Genomic DNA, 15672 nt, shown 5'->3' with positions numbered 1-15672 from the left:
TCTTCGGCGGCACGCCGGCGCCGCCGGCCTCCGCCACGCGAAGCAAAGAGCGTAAAGGGGCGGACGCGTGCCGCCCCCGTCAGCCGCCGGAGCTCTGCGCGCCGTCCGCGCCGCTGTTTTCCCAGTCCTCGATGATGGCGTCTAGGATCGTCGGCATTTCCTTGGGCGGTGTCAGGCCCGAATTTTCCTTGAGCGTCTTCACGTCGATCGAACCGCGATAGATGACGGGCGGCGTGCTTCGGATGGCGTCCGATTTCGCGTTCCAGGCGAAATTGTCCGCGCGGCCCTCGCGTGCATTCACCGGGTCGCCGTTCAGGACGAGGCGATCGCGCGGCGACATTTCCAGCGAGAAGGCGTTCTGCTGCGAAGCCGTTCCGAGCAGCGCGTCGCTGCCGTCGAAGCTCGGATCGTTCAGCGCGATGGGCGCGGATACGGTGGCGTTGGCCGCGTTCGAAAGCGGCTGAAGCTGCAGGCTCGGCAGGGCCTCGTCGTCGAGCGCCACCTGGGCCGGGCTCTCGCCGAGCGCGCGATCGACGGCCTTTCTCGTGAAGAAGGCGAGCTTGTCCTCGCCGTCGTCCGTCAGGCTCAGGCCATCGCTGCCGCGAAGGCGCGCGGTCTGCCCGTTCACGTCGGGACCCGAATAGATGAAGCTGCCCTTCTCATCGACGAAACCGTCCCAGATGCTGACGAATTCGCCCGACACACGCTCGGCGGCGCGTTTGTAGATGTCGTTGAAGAAGACCATGTCCTCGCTCATCGCATCGTACTTGAACGAGGGCATGCCGACCCAGATGAGCGGGACCTTCCTGGCTTCGGCGATCCTGGCAAGATCGGTGGCGCGTTTTTCGTATTCGGCCGTCCAGCCGTCCGAGCGGACCGCAAGAATGTTGCCGGACACCCGCATCGGCTGGCGGTCGTTCGCGCCGATCATGACCGCCAGAATGTCCGGCTCGACCGCGTCGATGATCGGTCCGAGTTCGTTCGGCCAATCGTAGAAATCCTCGCGGACGAGGCCGGACGATCCGTTCGCCTTGGACGTCACGAAAACCAGCTCGTCGTCGGCAAAGGATTCCATCAGGCCGTCGGCAAGCGAAGCTGCCATGAAGTCGCCGACCACCAGGATCGTGCGGGCGTTCTCGCTCTTTGCCGGGGCGGCCGTCGAGGTGTCGGCGGCGGCTGCCGCCGCGGCCGGTGCGCTGCGGGCCGGCTTGGCGGCGCTGGCCCTGGTCGGGTTCGACCGGTTCTGCCGGGTTGCCGTGCGCTTCTTGCGCGGCGTCGCGCGTTGCGCGCGAACATCCCGTTTCTTGCGGATGACGCGCTTCTTGATGACCCGCCGCGGCGGCTCGGCACGGGTGCCGGACCCGAACAGCATCTCGACCACGGTCTTCGGCCGCTGCTGCGCCTCGGCCCGCGTCACAGGCAGGACCGACGTCAGCGCCACGACCAGCGCCACGAGCAGGGCGAGAAGCCGCACCGTCCGGTTCAAATCCCGCCTGTTGCGTCGCGATGCGCGTGCCGTCATGCGTCTCATCCTTGTTGAGGCCGGGCGGGAGCGCTTCGAGAAAGGCTCCCATCCGGCCCGTCGGCAGGATCAGTTCTGCCGGAGGTAGTTCAGGACCGCCTTGGAAGGGTTGCCGTCCTGCGGCAGGCCGGCGCGGCCCTGGATCGCGACGATCGCGCCCTTCGATCCGGAGCCGATCTTACCATCGATCTTGCCGTCATACAGCCCCCTCGACGCCAGACGCTTCTGCAGCTCGAACCGCTCATCCATGGAGAGCGGCGTGTAGCCCCGCGGCCAGTCGTTGACGAGCCCGCCATAGCCGCCGATCCGGTCGCCCAGCATGCCGACGGCAAGCGCGTACTTGTCGGCATTGTTGTAGTTTTTCAGGACGAAGAAGTTCTTCATCATCAGGAAGGCAGGCCCGGCGTCGCCGGCCAGCCGGACGAGATTGGCGCGGTCGCCGATGTTGGGCAGAGGGCGTCCGTCGGCCCGGGTGAAGCCGAGCCCGGCCCACTGGCTGATGGTGCGGTTGTCGCGCTCGAGCTTGCCGCCGCGATATTGCGCGGGAACGCGCACTTCGTAGCCCCATGTCTTGCCGCTCTGCCAGCCGTTCTTGCGCAGGAGATTGGCCGCCGTCGCAAGCGCGTCGGGAACCGACGACCAGATATTGGCGTGGCCGTCCCCGTCCATGTCAGCCGCATAGGCGCGGTAGCTCGTCGGAATGAACTGGGTGTGCCCCATGGCGCCGGCCCAGGAACTCGTCAGGTCGCGGGCCGCGACGTGGCCGTCCTGGACGATCTTCAGCGCCGCGATGAGCTGCTGGCGGGCGAATTTCGCCCGGCGCTGGTCGAGATAGCCGAGCGTGGCCAGGGAGCGCGGCAGGCTCTTCATCACGTCGTCGCGTTTCAGGATTTCCCCGTAATTGGTCTCCATCGACCAGATGGCGAGCAGGATGTCGCGATCGACGCCGAACCGCCCCTCGATCCGGTCGAGCCAGCCCGACAACTGGCTCCGATAGGCCTGTCCCTGCTGCACCGACAGTTCGTTCACCCGGTTGTCGACATAGTCCCAGACCTTGGCGTTGAACTCGGGCTGGTAGCGCGCCTTTTCCAGAACGTCGGGATCGGGCTCGGTGACGCCGGCGAAGGCCGCGCGATAGACGTCGCGGCGAACGCCGTTCTCGGCGGCGGTGTTTTCGAAGGACTGGATCCAGCGTTGGAAGCCGGCATCGGCGAGCGCCGTTGCGGGCAGCATCGCGGTGCCGACCCCGATCGCGAGCGCCGCACCGAGCGTCTTGGCGCGCGCGGACAAAGCGTCAAAATACTTCATAATCTCAAGCGGTTCCCTTGATAGCCCCATGGTGAGATCACACGATGCACCAACAGCGTTAACGTTTCGTTCACCTTGCGCGCCGGATCCGGAAAACTCTCGCTTTCCGCAAAAAAGCTTATGCCCGCCGTTTTCGGCGAAAGATGGACGGCGTTGCTTTTTTCGCCGAGAACCTATTCTTCCCTCTGCACGGATTAGAAGACATCTGGAGATTCGACCCATGAAGCGTGTGCGCAAAGCTGTATTCCCCGTCGCGGGCCTTGGCACCCGTTTCCTGCCGGCGACGAAATCGATTCCGAAGGAAATGCTGACCGTCGTCGATCGTCCGATCATCCAATATGTCGTCGACGAAGCCCGCGAGGCCGGCATCGAGCACATGATCTTCGTGACCGGCCGCTCCAAGGAGGTGATCGAGGACTATTTCGACATCCAGATGGAACTGGCGACCAGCCTTGCGGAGAAGGGCAAGACCGACCGGCTGAAGATCCTCGACGATCTGCAGCCGGCGCCCGGCACGACCAGCTTCACGCGCCAGCAGGCGCCGCTGGGCCTCGGCCACGCGGTGTGGTGCGCGCGCGAACTCGTCGGCGACGAGCCCTTCGCCCTGCTTCTGCCGGACATGATCATGCAGGCGAAGAAGGGATGTCTCGCCTCGATGATGGACCTCTACAACACGAACGGCGGCAATGTTCTCTCCGTGGAGGAGTGCGCGCCGAACGAGACCGACAAATACGGCATCGTCGGCAAGGGCGAGGCGGTCGGCGACGGGTTCAAGATCACCGGCATGGTCGAGAAGCCCGATCCGAAGGACGCGCCGTCGAACTTCTACCTGTCGGGCCGCTACATCCTGCAGCCGGAAATCTTCAAGATCCTCGAAAAGACCGAGCGCGGCGCGGGCAACGAGATCCAGCTGACGGACGGCATGCAGACCCTGTTCAAGGACCAGCCATTCTCGGCCTATCCGTTCGAGGGGCGCACCTTCGACTGCGGCTCGCCGGAAGGCTTCATCGAAGCGAACGTCGCCTTCGCCCTCTGGCGTCCGGACATCCGCGAAAAGGTGATCGACGATATCAGGCGGCTGATGGAAACGGTCCGGCCGCACGGATAACCATCGGCCGTTCGGCGCGGGCCGGCCGCCGCGCGGGCGAGCAGATCGCCCCGCCCCATGCCGCGGAGCCGACGCCTAGCGGCGAAGCCGGACGCCGAGGCTGACGGTGTTGGCGGACCAGTCGTCCGCCGGGTCCGTCTCGAAGCTCGTTTCGTACTCGTAGAGCCCGGTGAAGGAGAGGGATCGGTTGAGCCAGTAGGTGAAACCGATCTCCGCCGCGAGCGCGAGCGGATCGCGCGCGAGCGCGTCGTCGGTTTCCAGTTCGGCGCGCAGGGCGCCGTTGAGGTCGAGACGATTGTTGAGCGTATGCAGAAAGCCGAGCGAGCCGTTATAGGTGGCGCTCGATCCGCCCGCGCCATCGGGATCGAAGGTGGTTCGGGTCTCCAGCACCAGGTCCGTTCCGCGCTGGAGGGACCAGACAAGGTTCGCGTCGAGGGTCGGCGCGCTGCTGGCCTCGCCCTCGTCCGGCATGCTCATGGCATAGCCGAGCGCGACTTCGCCCCGGAGCTTTTCCGCAAGGTCGATCGCGAGACCTGCCCGAAGCGATGGAATGGTCGCATGATCGCCGCCCCCCAGGGGCTCGTCGAAGAAGCGCCGGCCGATGCTGGCTTCGACGAAGGGGGCGAAGGCGGGCGACAGGCCGTAGGCGGCGCGCAGGTTCGCCGTCGCCGTGCTATAGCCGAGGTCGGGCAGTCCCGCCGGTCTCGACAGATAGTGCTCGCGGGCAAGCGTCAGGCCGCCGGTCACGGTGCTGCGCCCGAATTCGCGCGCGACCTGCGCGCTCACGGAACCGGCGAGAATTTCCGGTTCGCTGCCTGCAAGCTCCGGCCCGAGGCTGACCTCGTCGTCGCGCCGATAGGTCATGGCGCCGCGCAGGGTGGCGGTCGTCAGGGCGCCGAGATCGAGTTGCAGCCGGCCGTCGAGAGCGGCCTCGGGTTCGGTCCGGTCATCGCCGCCGAAGTTCCGGCGATAGGTCAGGCGACCGTTCAACTCGGCGCCGTGCCGCGACCAGTCGGTGACGGCCTTGACATTGAGCTCGGTTCGCGAGAACGCGCCGCCTTCCCCGCCCGCCCGCTCGTCGATATTGGAGGATGCGCCCGCCCCCTGATAGAGTTCGGGATAGATCGTCACGCTGCCGGCCCTCAGGCCCACGGCTGCAAATGGATCGTCGGCGCTGGGAGGGCGCGCGATGCGCTCGATCGCGCGGGCCGGATCGTTCGACCGGAGGAGCGAGTCGGAGGACAGGACCTCTCCCGCAACGCCTGCGCTCAAGGGTGCGTTGGCGAATCCGGCGTCGCTTGCCGCCACGCCGATCTTGCGGTCGGCCGGGTTCGTCCGGACTGCGGAGCCGTCCGGCATGTCGGGAGACTGGGTCGAAAACGGCGATTGCAGGCCCGCATCCGAGCCGTCGACGGCGCTCGCGCTCGCATTCGCGCTCTCGCCGGCGCGGCTTTCGGGCCGGGCCGCCGCCGCGCGTCGGTTGATGCCGGCGGCGGCCGGGGGGCCGGGCGTCTCCTCGGGTCCCGCGAAGATATCGAAGCTGCGCGCTTGCGCAGCGTCCTCAGTATCGTCCGGACCGTCTCGGCCGAACTCGTCGTCGTCGAGCCGGTCGACGCTGGAGCCTTCCCGGTAGAGTTCGCGCATGAGCTCGCGCTCGGCCGTCGTCATCTGGTCCGTCGTCTTGAGAAAGATCGAGGGGCTTTCGCCGAGCGGTCTGCGATCGCGGTCGGGCAGCGCGTCCGTCTCCTCGTTCCGCAACTCGATGCGGCGGTCTTCCATCCGGTCCACCACCGCGCGCCGGGTGGTTTCCTGGGACGAGGCCGGCAGCACGCCGAGACACAGGCCGCACAGCGCCGTGCCTGCCAGCCATGCTGCAAGATCACGGCGGCTGGGAGAAAAGCGGTTGGCGGCCATGAGCTGCGCGGATCTCGATCGCTGTCGGGTGACGATGACGGACCGCGGACATGCCGCAGCCTTTGCCAAACCATGAAGAATTATGGTTAAGGAATCGTTGCGGCCGCCTGTCGAAGGCCAAGGCCGTCCCCCTGCAACGATCCACGAGCCGAACTTGTCCGACCAGAACGCGCCAGCCCTTGCCGATTTCGATGGAACACCTGACCGGACACCGGCAATTTCCTCCGCCCTTCGCACGATCGCGACGGAGGTCGAGGGTCTGAACGCGCTTGCGCAGGATCTCGAGGGCGCGCGGGCAGAGGCCTTCGAGCGCGCGCTGCAGACGATCGCGCGGATGAAGGGCCGGCTCGTCGTGACGGGCGTCGGCAAGAGCGGCCATATCGGCGCCAAGATCGCGGCGACCTTCGCTTCCACCGGAACCCCGGCCTTCTTCGTTCACGCGGCCGAGGCCAATCACGGCGATCTCGGCATGATCGGCACCGATGACATCATCCTGGCGATCTCCTGGTCGGGCGAGACGGTCGAACTGAAGGGGATCCTCGACTATTCCCGGCGCTTTGGCATCACGCTGATCGCCCTGACCTCGCGCGAGAATTCGGCGCTCGGCCGGGCCGCCGACGCGACGCTGCTTTTGCCGAAGCGCGTGACCGAGGCCTGCCCGCACGGCCTTGCTCCGACCACCTCGACGACGCTCCAGATCGCCATGGGCGACGCGCTGGCCGTCGCGCTGCTGGAACATCGCAGCTTCACCCCGCAGGATTTCCGCACCTATCATCCGGGCGGCAAACTGGGCGCCAGCCTCGTCAGGGTGGGCGACATCATGCATTCGGGCGCCGAATTGCCGCTGGTGGCGAGCGGGTCCGCCATGTCGGAAGCGATCATCGAAATGTCCCGCAAGAGCTTCGGCTGCGTCGCTGTCACGACGCCGAAGGGCGCGCTTGCCGGCATCATCACCGATGGTGACCTGCGCCGGCACATCTCCTCCGATCTCCTGGCCAAGACCGTGGACGAGGTGATGAGCGTCAATCCGAAGACCGCCCATCCCGACATGCTGGCCATGTCGGCCCTCGAGACCATCAACACGTCCAACATCACCTCGCTGATGGTGGTCGCGGACGCACGGCCGGTGGGGCTCGTCCACCTGCACGATCTCCTGCGGATCGGCGTTGCCTGAGACCTGGGCCGCGCCCGGCCGCGCTCCGGTCCACCGGAGAGAGCCCGCCGTCCGGCCCGCGGTGAGCATCGGCCTTGAAGGCCGCGATTGCGTCGATAGGCGCCGGATGAGAGGAGAGGGGCGGTCCCCTTCTCCGGGCCCGCCGATCCGCGCTGCGGGCGGCGAGGGGCGGCGAGGGGCGGCGAGGGGCTTGACCGTCAGGCGACGTCCGGCGGCAGGGGGGTCGCCCGACCGTCATCGTCGATGGAGACCATCACGAACGTGCCTTCCGTCACCTTGGTCTCGACGCGCGAGGTGCGCCGCTGCGTCCAGGCCTCGATGAGGATGGTCATCGATGTCCGCCCGACCTTTTCGATCGACGTGTAGACGCAGAGCGTATCGCCGATCTTCACGGGCTTCTTGAAGGTCAGCGTGTTGATCGCGACCGTCGCGACCCGGCCCCGAGCCCGCTCCGCCGCCCGAATGCCTGCGGCCATGTCCATGTGCGCCACGACCCAGCCCCCGAAGATATCGCCGTTGGCATTGGCGTCACCGGGCATGGCCGGAATGCGAACCGTGAGGTCCCCGCTCGGCATTTCGTCGCTCTGGTCCATCGCTCGTTCCCTCTCGATTCGCTTCGCCGCACCGGCCCGCAATCTTAAGGAGCAAGTCGCAAACGGCGCAAGCCGACGCTTTCGGCCGATAAGCGGAACGGGACGCGATGATGGGGAGGGGAGCCGGTGGTAAAATCACGGGATCCCGACCAGCACCCGGACCGACCTCGGGCCCCTTTCGGGGGCCTGTCCGGCAATCATGCATCGGGGATTGTTTGACGTGTCTGCCTGAACCGGATCCGACCGTTCAAGACAGGAATTTGGTGCCCAGGAGAGGACTCGAACCTCCACGCCTTGCGGCACACGGACCTGAACCGTGCGCGTCTACCAATTCCGCCACCTGGGCTCGGGGCAAGCCTTTAGAAGCTGGCAGGCGGCGTGTCAACGCGGTTTGTTTCGGCTTCGTGAAATGACGTGCGGAGGGGTCGGCTGGCGCAAGGCGTCGGCAGGTGCGGGCGGCGGCACTCAAGGGGCCGGGGCGGCCCGTGCGGCTGCGGCCAAGCGACGTGCCCGCCTGCCATGGGCTCTGGCGAAACCCATGTGTTCGTTATAGGACACGGGGGACATGCGAACGGGCCCGATCGATGCGGGCTGGAAACGTCCCCCTCGAAAACGGGTGCGACGGCAAGGAGCGACAGGCGATGACGGTCGATACGGGCAAGACGGTTGTGGTGTTTGGTGGGTCGGGCTTTCTCGGCCGCTACGTGACCCAGGCGCTGACGAAACGCGGACATCGCGTGCGGATCGCCTGCCGCAGGCCGGATCTCGCCTATCATCTCCAGACGGCGGGCATTTTGGGTCAGGTCCAGCCGATCCAGGCCAATCTGCGCTATCCCTGGTCGGTCGAGCGCGCGGTGAAGGGCGCCGACCATGTGATCAATCTCGTCGGCATCCTGGCCGAAAGCGGCAAGCAGTCCTTCGACGCGCTCCAGTCCAAGGGCGCGAAGCTCGTCGCGGACGCCGCAAGGGCCGAGGGCGCGAAGATGACGCAGATCTCGGCGATCGGCGCCGACGCAGAGGCCAATTCGCGTTACGCCCGCACGAAGGCGGCCGGCGAGGCCGCCGTCTTCGCGGCCTGTCCCGACGCCTATATTCTGCGCCCCTCGATCGTGTTCGGTCCGGAGGACGAGTTCTTCAACCGCTTTGCCGAGATGACGAAGTTTTCCCCGGTGCTGCCGCTTCTGGGCGGCGGCAGGACGAAGTTTCAGCCGATCTACGTCGTCGACGTCGCCCAGGCGGTCGCCGACACGGTGGACGGCAAGGTCGCCGGCGGCACGATCTACGAACTCGGCGGACCGGAGGTCCTGACCTTCCGTCAGTTGATGGAGGAGATGCTGCGGATCATCGCCCGCAAGCGTCGCTTCGTCACCATCCCGTTCCCGCTCGCGGCCACAATGGCGAAGTACATGGAATATCTGCCGGGCGCCCCGATGACGGTCGACCAGGTCAAGCAGCTGCAGAACGACAATGTGGTGTCCGACGCCGCGATCGCCGAGGGCCGTACGCTCGAGGCGTTCGGTATCCGGCCGCGCACCCTGGACACGATCCTGCCGACCTATCTGGTGCGCTTCCGCCCGCAGGGGCAGTTCACCAAGCCGCAGCGCCATGCGGGCGGGCTCGATGCGGAAAACCAGGACGGCCTCGTCTAGCCCATCTTCCTGGTTTCACGCATCGGTCTTTCCGAAGATCGATTCCGATCTTCGGGCCGATGCCCGAAGGCAAGCGCGAAGGCTTCTCATCGACCGTGACCCTTGCCGAATGGATTGCGCCCGGCATGCCGCTGTGGGTCGGGCTCGGCCTCGTAGCGGCAAGCTTCTTCACCTCCGCGCTGACGGCGGCCTTCGGGCTCGGCGGCGGGGTGACGCTGCTCGCTTTGATGAGCTTCGCCCTGCCGGTCGCGGTGCTGATCCCGCTGCACGGGGTCGTGCAGTTCGCCTCCAATGCCGGCAGGCTCGGCGTCCAGCGCCGTGCGGTGCGCTGGGACAAGGCGATGCCGTTCATCCTGGGAGGGCTGATCGGCGCGGCGATCGGCGCGCTGACGGTGGTGACGCTTCCCGAGGCGGTGCTGCGGCTCCTTCTCGGCAGCTTCATCATGATGACGATCGTCCTGAAGCTTCCCGCCCTCGGCCGCCTGAAGGACTGGCAGTACGCGCTGGCGGGCGCCGTCACGACGTTTCTGTCCATGTTCGTCGGGGCGAGCGGGCCGCTCAATGCCGTGCTGTTCACGCGGGCCTTCTCGGAGCGCAAGCAGGTGGTGGCGACCATGGCGGCCGTGAACGCCAGCCAGCACGCGCTGAAGGTCGCGGCCTTCCTCGTCGCCGGCGTCGTGCTCGGGCCCTATGCGGTGCTTGCGGCCGCGATGACCGTGACCGGCTTTCTGGGCACGCTGGCCGGCACGAGCGTGCTCGGACGTCTCGACGAGCGCCTGTTTCGCAAGGCGCTGAACATCATGCTGATCGTCCTCGCCTTCGAGCTGGTGCGGCGAGGACTGGCCGGCCTGATCGGTTGATCCCCCGTCGACCAGAAGCAACGCCGATCGCCTGTCCGAGCCCATCCTGCACGCAAGGAGAGGGCGTTGCCCGTCACGGGTCTCGTCAGGGGTGCGGGCGATCGGTCTTCCCGGTGGTGACGGGGGCCGCAGACGCGCTCGACGCGCTGCCGGTCACGGCGCCGCTCATCGAGGCGCGCGGCTGCTCGGTCATCGCGCCCTCCGGCGACAGCGCGAAGATCAGACCGATCCCGAGAACACCGACACCGATCCGCCACCAGGCGAAGGGTGCAAATCCGTGGCGGGTGACGAAGTCGAGAAGCGAGCGCACGACGATCAGCGCGGCGACGAAGGCGCAGACGAACCCCACCGCCATCAGGCCGAGATCGTCCGAGGAGAGATAGTCGCGGTTCTTGTAGAGATCGTAGACGACGGCGCCGAACATGGTCGGCATGGCGAGAAAGAACGAAAATTCGGCCGCCGAGCGCTTGTCGGTGCCCATCAGGAGCGAGCCCGCAATGGTCGCGCCGGAGCGGGACGTGCCGGGAATCATGGCGAGGCACTGGAAGATCCCGATCTTCAGGCAGAGCGAAAGCGGATAGTCCATGATATCGGTGTAGCGGACCTTCAGGGGCATCTTGTCGATGACCAGCAACAGGATGCCGCCGACGATCAGCGCCGCGCAGATGACGAGGGGCGTGTCGAACAGAACGGTCTTGATGAAGCCGTGGGCGAGCACGCCGATGAAGGCCGCCGGCAGGAAGGCGAGCAGGATGCCGGCGACGAAGCGCCGGCTGCGCGCGCTGGACGGCAGGGTGACGAACAGCTTCCAGAGCCTGGCGAAATAGACCAGGAGGATCGCCAGGATCGCGCCGAGCTGGATGACGATCTCGAACACGAAGCCGGTCGATTCGAAGCCGAGAAAATGGCCGAGCAACAGGATGTGGCCGGTCGACGACACCGGCAGAAACTCGGTCAGCCCTTCCGTGATCCCCAATATGACGGCATTGATGATCGAGCCGTTGTCCATACCTACTGTCCCCTATGCCCGCAGACGGCCACGGGTCTCTCGATATCGTTTGGTGTGGTGATGACGCATTGCGCCGTGGCTTTATCCGGCGAGCGAACCGTTCACCACCCGTTGACGGATTTCTGCAAACACTGCCGGGATGTTTCTTTCGCGGTGATTTGGTCTAAACGGGTGAAAACCCAACCGTTTTGCCCTCCATAGCTGCAGAACCTTACGTGAATGCGATCGATACAGGACAGATGCTAAAACTCTTCCACCATCCCATGTCCGCCGCCTCCCGCTACATCCGGCTTCTGGCCGGCGAATATGGCGAGAAGCTCGAACTCGTCGAAGAGCGTCCCTGGGAGCGTCGGCGGGAGTTCCTGGCGATGAACCCGGCCGCGACCTTGCCCGTGCTGGTCGAGGACGATGGGCCGGCGGTGGTGGGCGGGGTGATCGTCGGGGAATATCTCGACGAGACCCACGGCGTGTTCGCCCGCGACAAGCGCCTGATGCCGGAAAAGCCGGCCGAGCGCGCCGAGGTGCGCCGTCTCACCGAATGGTTCATCGACAAGTTCGATCAGGAGGTGACGCGCTATCTGGTCCGCGAGCGCGTCTTCAAGCTGGAAATGTCGAAGGAGGACGGCGGCGGTTCGCCCGATGCCGGCGCCATCCGCGCCGCCCGCGCCAATTCCAAGCATCATCTGCGCTACATCGGATGGCTTGCGGAAAACCGGAACTGGCTCGCGGGCTCGCGTATGACCCAGGCCGACCTCGCCGCCGCGGCCGCTCTATCGGTTCTCGACTATCTCGGCGAAATCCCGTGGGAGAACGAGCCGGCGGCAAAGGAATGGTACAGCCGCATCAAGTCGCGTCCCTCGTTCCGGCCGCTCCTCAGCGAAAAGGTGCGCGGCGTGCCGGCGGTGCAGCATTATGCGGATCTGGATTTCTGACGCGGCGCGTCGTGGCGATCGCGTCGCCGCGCGCGTGAGACAAACGGGCTGAAACGATAAAGGCCCGGCACTCCGTTGAGGAGCGCCGGGCCTTATACATAGGAGGCCGGTACATAGGAGGCCGGCCGCCGGCTTATTTCTTGCGGGCCGCCGAGCGGCGCGCGCGGCGGTTGCCGCCGGGCTTGGGCGCGGGCGGGGACGGCCGTCTTGCGGGCGATGGCGACACCGTCTCGCGTCTGGCCGGCTCCTTGGCGGCGGCCGCAGCGGCGGCTGCTGGTGCCGGGTTCGTCTTCGTCTCCGTCTCCGGCCTTGCGGCGGCGTCGGGATTGGACGCGGTCGCGTTCTTCGGCGCATCGGCTTTCGAAGGCGCGGTCCCTGCGTTGCCGGCGGTCTCGTCCGGCTTCGGCGCCGCGGCTTTCGCGACCGGCTTCGCCTCGTCCGGTGTTGCTGTCGACCCGCCACTCTCGGTCCCGGGCCTTGCTTCGTCGGTCGCGATCTGGGCCGGCGCATCGGCGGCCTTGCCCTGATCTTCGCGCTTTGCCTCGGTCGGCTTTGGGGTCGGCTTTGGGGCGGGCTCGGCCTTTGCGTCGACCGGCTTGGTCCCGGTAGGCTTGCCGTCTTTCGACGTCTCCGCCGTCGCCGCCGGCTTCGAGGCGTCCGCCTTCGCGCTTTCAGCCTTCGCGTCTGCCTTGGTGCTGTCCGCCTTCGCGTCCGGCTTCGAAGAAGCCTCCGTCTTCACGGCCGACTTTGCGGTTTCGGCCTTGACCGGCTCGGCCTTGGCTCCTTCGGCTTTCGAAGGCTTGGCGTCGGCGGGCGAGGGCTCGCCGGCGGACGGCTTGTCCGCCGCCTCCGAAGCCGTCTTCGCCGGTTGTGCGTTGCTCTTGCCCGCGCTCGTCTTGCCCGCGCTCGTCTTGCCCGCGCTCGTCTTGTCCGTCTCGGCTGTCTTCGTGTCGGCCTTCTGGGTCTCGCTCCTGGCCGTGCCGGTCTTCGCTGCCGGGTGAGACGCCTTGGCCGTCTTCGCTTCGGCCTCGACTTTCGCCCTGGCCGGCTTGGCCGGCGCGGGCTCGGCCTTCGACGTGTCGGCGGGCTTGGCCGGCGCGGCGCTCGCGCCCGTCTTGGCCGGGATTTCGACCTTGGCGGATTCGACCGATTTCGTGCCGCGCTCTTTCGAGCGAAGCACCTGCGCGAACGCATCCCCCGCCGGTTCCGCGAACGCGCGCATGAAGCGCTCGCCGACGGCGAACATGTTGTTCTCGAACATCAGCGGATCGGCGATTCCGGTTTCGCCGCCAGCGCCGAGCCGCTGGCCGAGCTCGCCCGCCTTGGCGCGGCGCTCGGCGTGGGCGCCGAAATTGCGACCCTCCCGCTTGGTGACCTCGGTCTTCTTCGGCAGGTCCGCCGTCCCGTGGGTCGTTCCATGGGTCAGCGCGAAATCGATGATGCGGGGCACGATTTCCGCCTTAAAGCGGGAGCCGTTGAACACGCCGTAATGGCCGACCTTGGGCTGCACGTAATGGACGCGCATGTCCTCCGGGATGTTCGGGCACATGTCGTGCGCCGCTTCCGTCTGGCCGACGCCGGAGATATCGTCGTTCTCGCCCTCGACGGTGAGGAGCGCGACGCGCTTGATGGCGGTGAGATCGATCGTCTCGTCGTTGAACCGGATCGTGCCCTTCGGGAGCGAATGCTTGATGAAGACCTCTTCGACGGTCTCCAGGTAGAACTCCGCCGTCATGTCCATCACGGCATTGTATTCGTCGTAGAAGGTGCGGTGCTTTTCCGCCGAGTCCCCGTCATCCTTGACGAGATGCCAGTAGAAGTCCTTGTGCGCCGCCATGTGGCGGTCAAGGTTCATCGACATGAAGCCGGTGAGCTGCAGGAAGCCGGGATAGACAAGGCGCCGGAAGCCGGGCTGGGGGAAGGGGACCTGCATGATGACATTGTCGCGGAACCAGTCGATGCCCTTCTCCTGGGCGAGCCGGTTCACGGCGGTCGGGTTGATGCGGGTGTCGAGCGGGCCGCCCATCAGCGTCATCGTCGCCGGATAGCAGTCGTCGCCGTGCATTTCCATGTGCGCGACCGCCATCAGCACCGGTACGGCCGGCTGGCAGACGCCCAGCACGTGGGTGTCTGGGCCGAGATGGCGCAGGAAGTCGATGACGTACTGGGTGTAATCGCTCAGATCGAACTTGCCGTCCTCGATCGGGACCGTGCGTGCATCCTTCCAGTCCGTGATGTAGACGTCCGCATAGGGAAGCAGCGCCTCGACCGTGCCCCGCAGGAGCGTCGCATGATGGCCGGACAGCGGCGCGACGACGAGGAAGCGGGGATCGGACTTGCGATCCTTCGGCAATTGCCGCTCGAAGTGCAGGAGCTGGCAGAACGGCAAGTCGAGAACCACGGTCTCTTTCACGTCGACGCGGGTGTGGCCGACCACGGTCTCGGTGATGTCGAAGGACGGCTTGGCGTAGACGCGCGTTGTGCGCTCGAACAGTTCGGCCGCGGCTGCGATCGATCGGCCGACCGTCGTGCGCGAGATCGGGTTCAGCGGGTTCTGGTATGCGATACGGGTCACGTCCGCGGCCGCGCGCATCGGCGCCAGCATCGCGTGGTTCCATTCGTAGAGGTAATACAACATAGGCCCTGTTTCCGTCCTGATTTACGCCGATCCTACCAGACTATGCTGCGCTGCACAAATTTCGCTCAGCCGGAAGGCCTGTCTGTCATGTAAGCGTCACAACCATTTGAGCATGACGATCCGGTCGTCCGGGTCGTCACCGTCCGCTACCCTGCGTCGCTTCGTGTCGAGCCACGCCGGCAGGTCCGTTTGGGGAATGCGGATAAATCCGTGGTTCTGATAGAATGACGCGCTTCGCGACGCGGCGCCAGCGACCGGGACGCCCAGCGCACGATAGAAGAACCAGTGTGCGCGCTCTGCAACGGCCCTGAGCAGCGCCCCATCGAGACCGATGCCCGCAACATCGGGGCGCACGGCAAGGCGGGCGATCCAGTAAAGGTCGTGCTCGGCCGCCGCCGCCGCGAAGCCGAGCCGCTCCCCGGTCTTCTTCTCACGCGCGACGAAAACCTCGTGCGCAAGCAGGAAGCGGGTGAATTCGTTCAGCGCGAAGGCCGGATCACCGGAGGTTGCGACGGCCGGGGGCTCGATTTCCCGCGCGCTTTCGTGCAATGCCAGCAGCGTCGGAACCTCGCCCGGCTCCATCATGTGGATCGCGTAGCCCTTCGGCGCCATGCCCTTGAATGCCTTGCGTCCGCCCTTCGGTGGCATGGGTCTATCCGTCATGCCCCTCGACGATGAAGACGTCGGCCTCGGCGATCGCCTGCCGGATCGCGGCGGCCTTCCGGTAGGCCGGGCTGTCGTAGCAGGCCTGCGCCTTCTCCACGCTGTCGAATTCGATGACCACGTTGCGCGGACGGGCGCTGCCCTCGAGCTCGGTCACCGCGCCACCGCGCACGAGGAACCGGCCGCCGAACTCGGAAAAGGCGGGCTTCGCCGTTTCGACATAGTCCTTGTAGCGATCGGGATCGCGAACATCGACGCGGGCGATCCAGTATCCTTTGGGCATGTCCGACGTCCTCGCTCGG

At 66.4% G+C, this 15672-nt stretch carries 13 protein-coding genes and 1 tRNA gene; 5 read left to right on the top strand and 9 right to left on the bottom strand.

Annotated features, from left to right (window positions below; genetic code table 11):
• Nucleotides 1-79: 79 nt before the first annotated feature.
• Entirely contained in the window at nt 80-1522 is a 1443-nt protein-coding gene (locus tag U0C82_RS04650; protein WP_322185885.1) for an SGNH/GDSL hydrolase family protein, read from the bottom strand.
• Nucleotides 1523-1591: 69 nt separating this feature from the next.
• Nucleotides 1592-2830, bottom strand: coding sequence for a lytic murein transglycosylase (locus U0C82_RS04645; RefSeq protein ID WP_322185884.1), 1239 nt, complete (start codon nt 2828-2830; stop codon nt 1592-1594).
• A gap of 211 nt (nt 2831-3041) precedes the next feature.
• Between U0C82_RS04645 and galU the strand changes: the two genes are divergently transcribed.
• Complete coding sequence (gene galU / locus U0C82_RS04640; protein WP_322185978.1) at nt 3042-3938, top strand: UTP--glucose-1-phosphate uridylyltransferase GalU; 897 nt, start codon at nt 3042-3044, stop codon at nt 3936-3938.
• A gap of 75 nt (nt 3939-4013) precedes the next feature.
• Here galU and U0C82_RS04635 read toward each other — a convergent pair whose 3' ends face one another.
• The gene (locus tag U0C82_RS04635; RefSeq protein WP_322185883.1) at nt 4014-5852 is read right to left on the bottom strand and encodes an outer membrane beta-barrel protein; all 1839 of its coding nucleotides are present in this window, start codon (nt 5850-5852) and stop codon (nt 4014-4016) included.
• A 154-nt stretch (nt 5853-6006) separates the two neighbouring features.
• Here U0C82_RS04635 and U0C82_RS04630 point away from each other — a divergent pair, with 154 nt between their 5' ends.
• Complete coding sequence (locus tag U0C82_RS04630) at nt 6007-7026, top strand: KpsF/GutQ family sugar-phosphate isomerase (protein WP_322185882.1); 1020 nt, start codon at nt 6007-6009, stop codon at nt 7024-7026.
• A 197-nt stretch (nt 7027-7223) separates the two neighbouring features.
• Here the strand turns inward: U0C82_RS04630 and U0C82_RS04625 are convergent, their stop codons facing one another.
• Together U0C82_RS04625 and U0C82_RS04620 are read right to left on the bottom strand one after the other, a co-directional pair.
• Nucleotides 7224-7619 carry an acyl-CoA thioesterase gene (locus U0C82_RS04625; protein WP_322185881.1) on the bottom strand — a complete coding sequence of 132 codons (396 nt, stop codon included), beginning with the start codon at nt 7617-7619 and terminating at the stop codon, nt 7224-7226.
• 261 nt (nt 7620-7880) lie between these two features.
• Nucleotides 7881-7965 (bottom strand) — tRNA-Leu (locus U0C82_RS04620).
• Nucleotides 7966-8260: 295 nt separating this feature from the next.
• Here U0C82_RS04620 and U0C82_RS04615 point away from each other — a divergent pair.
• Together U0C82_RS04615 and U0C82_RS04610 are read left to right on the top strand one after the other, a co-directional pair.
• A complete protein-coding gene (locus U0C82_RS04615; RefSeq protein WP_322185880.1) occupies nt 8261-9268 on the top strand; it encodes a complex I NDUFA9 subunit family protein in 1008 nt (335 codons plus the stop codon).
• Between the two features lie 59 nt (nt 9269-9327).
• Complete coding sequence (locus U0C82_RS04610; RefSeq protein ID WP_322185879.1) at nt 9328-10128, top strand: sulfite exporter TauE/SafE family protein; 801 nt, start codon at nt 9328-9330, stop codon at nt 10126-10128.
• Between the two features lie 85 nt (nt 10129-10213).
• Here U0C82_RS04610 and U0C82_RS04605 read toward each other — a convergent pair whose 3' ends face one another.
• Nucleotides 10214-11137, bottom strand: coding sequence for an undecaprenyl-diphosphate phosphatase (locus U0C82_RS04605; protein WP_322185878.1), 924 nt, complete (start codon nt 11135-11137; stop codon nt 10214-10216).
• Nucleotides 11138-11376: 239 nt separating this feature from the next.
• On the opposite strand from U0C82_RS04605, the gene U0C82_RS04600 reads away from it, so the two are divergent.
• Nucleotides 11377-12069 (top strand): glutathione S-transferase family protein, encoded by a 693-nt coding sequence (locus tag U0C82_RS04600; RefSeq protein ID WP_322185877.1) that lies wholly within the window; start codon nt 11377-11379, stop codon nt 12067-12069.
• A 133-nt stretch (nt 12070-12202) separates the two neighbouring features.
• On the opposite strand, the gene U0C82_RS04595 is transcribed toward U0C82_RS04600, so the two are convergent.
• The 3 genes from U0C82_RS04595 to U0C82_RS04585 all read right to left on the bottom strand — a co-directional run bounded on the left by U0C82_RS04595 (nt 12203) and on the right by U0C82_RS04585 (nt 15653).
• Nucleotides 12203-14707 carry a polyhydroxyalkanoate depolymerase gene (locus U0C82_RS04595; RefSeq protein ID WP_322185876.1) on the bottom strand — a complete coding sequence of 835 codons (2505 nt, stop codon included), beginning with the start codon at nt 14705-14707 and terminating at the stop codon, nt 12203-12205.
• Between the two features lie 96 nt (nt 14708-14803).
• Nucleotides 14804-15319: a GNAT family N-acetyltransferase gene (locus tag U0C82_RS04590; RefSeq protein WP_322185875.1), complete on the bottom strand. Its 516-nt coding sequence runs from the start codon at nt 15317-15319 to the stop codon at nt 14804-14806.
• A 40-nt stretch (nt 15320-15359) separates the two neighbouring features.
• On the bottom strand, nt 15360-15653 hold the full coding sequence (locus tag U0C82_RS04585) for a DUF1330 domain-containing protein (protein WP_322185874.1): 294 nt from the start codon (nt 15651-15653) through the stop codon (nt 15360-15362).
• Nucleotides 15654-15672: the final 19 nt, after the last annotated feature.

It is taken from the genome of Fulvimarina uroteuthidis (assembly GCF_034321785.1).
Taxonomy (GTDB): domain Bacteria; phylum Pseudomonadota; class Alphaproteobacteria; order Rhizobiales; family Rhizobiaceae; genus Fulvimarina; species Fulvimarina uroteuthidis.
The sequence above is the reverse complement of the archived record's forward strand: the minus strand, read 5'-3'. Positions and strand labels throughout refer to the sequence as shown.